At 55.2% G+C, this 1,105-nt stretch carries 1 protein-coding gene and 1 pseudogene; both read left to right on the top strand.

The annotated features are described in order from the left end of the window. A pseudogene (locus tag DU506_RS21235) lies at positions 1 to 401 on the top strand (RNA-guided endonuclease InsQ/TnpB family protein); the annotation flags it as partial. A 268-nt stretch (positions 402 to 669) separates the two neighbouring features. Beyond that, positions 670 to 933, top strand: a complete 264-nt coding sequence (locus tag DU506_RS21230; RefSeq protein WP_181870852.1) for a hypothetical protein — start codon at positions 670 to 672, stop codon at positions 931 to 933. Positions 934 to 1,105 lie beyond the last annotated feature (172 nt).

The raw sequence follows: 1,105 nt of genomic DNA, 5'->3' as shown, positions 1-1,105 counted from the left end.
CCACGCGAAAATCGCCGATGCCCGGCTTGACCACCTTCATAAACTCACCCGGCAGATCGTCAACGAGAACCAAGTGATCTGTGCTGAAAGCCTCGCGGTGAAAAATATGGTCAAGAACCGGCATCTGGCAAAAGCCATCAGCGATGTGGGCTGGGGCGAGCTGGTGCGCCAGCTCGACTACAAGGCCGCCTGGGCGGGGGCGTCAGTTCGTCCAGATCGACCGTTGGTACCCCAGCAGCAAGCGCTGCCATGGCTGCGGGTTTGTCGTCGACTCCTTGCCGCTCAATGTTCGCGCCTGGGACTGCCCGAACTGCGGCACCCAAGGCATCGACCGCGACGTCAATGCCGCCCGCAACATCCTACAAGCCGGCACCGCGCTGTTAGCCGGTGCTGAGCGTTGAAGTAATGCCGAGGGGCACTCGGGAAGTTACGCCTGTGGAGTTTGTGTAAGACCGGCAATGCCAAGGCATTGAAGGCGACGGACAGCGAAGCAGGAACCTGGGAGGTAACGACCAGGGAATCCCCTTCCACAAGCGCGCTAGCGCTGAAGGTGGGGGAGGATGTCAAATTGTCTGGGTAACCTAGGCTCTTGCATTGCAACTTACCTTGGCCTGACATTGCAGAGGTTTTATCCCCTTCAGGTTTTAATTTTTAAAACGAGTATTGTTCATGAAAAACTCCGCCCCTTATTCTTTAGTGCCTCAGTCGCCCGCTGCGATGATGGATGTCTGGAAAATGGGAATCATGGCTTTCGAGCTTTGGTCGACATCATTTTCCACCATTGCCATGCGAACCAACCTTTGGCATACCCAAGATCCTACAAGCACCAAGATGCTCAAGGAAAACCAGCGGATGGTCCAGGAAAAACTCGATGCCACGCTGGAAACCGGCTTTGAACAAAATCCTGCCGCATTCTGCGATTCGATTCTCTGAATGAGTCGTCAGTTAAGGCAGGGCAAGGCGTCAGCCTTGCTTGTTCTTATCACTGGTTGGATATATAGTTTTCTTATGCCGATCATCCGTTCCGACTCCCTGGCGCTACACGTCACCAGTGCCGACCAACAGGCCGCTCTGACGGATACGCTGGCGCTGTATCGGCGATTGG

This window comes from Vreelandella rituensis (assembly GCF_003336665.1).
Lineage (GTDB): Bacteria > Pseudomonadota > Gammaproteobacteria > Pseudomonadales > Halomonadaceae > Vreelandella > Vreelandella rituensis.
Note: the sequence above shows the minus strand (reverse complement) of the source record. Positions and strands in the feature narration are given on the sequence as shown.

Bases quoted from the DNA above. Each gene is read 5' to 3' on its own strand.
- DU506_RS21230 (WP_181870852.1), top strand. From the start codon at position 670: ATGAAAAACTCCGCCCCTTATTCTTTAGTGCCTCAGTCGCCCGCTGCG.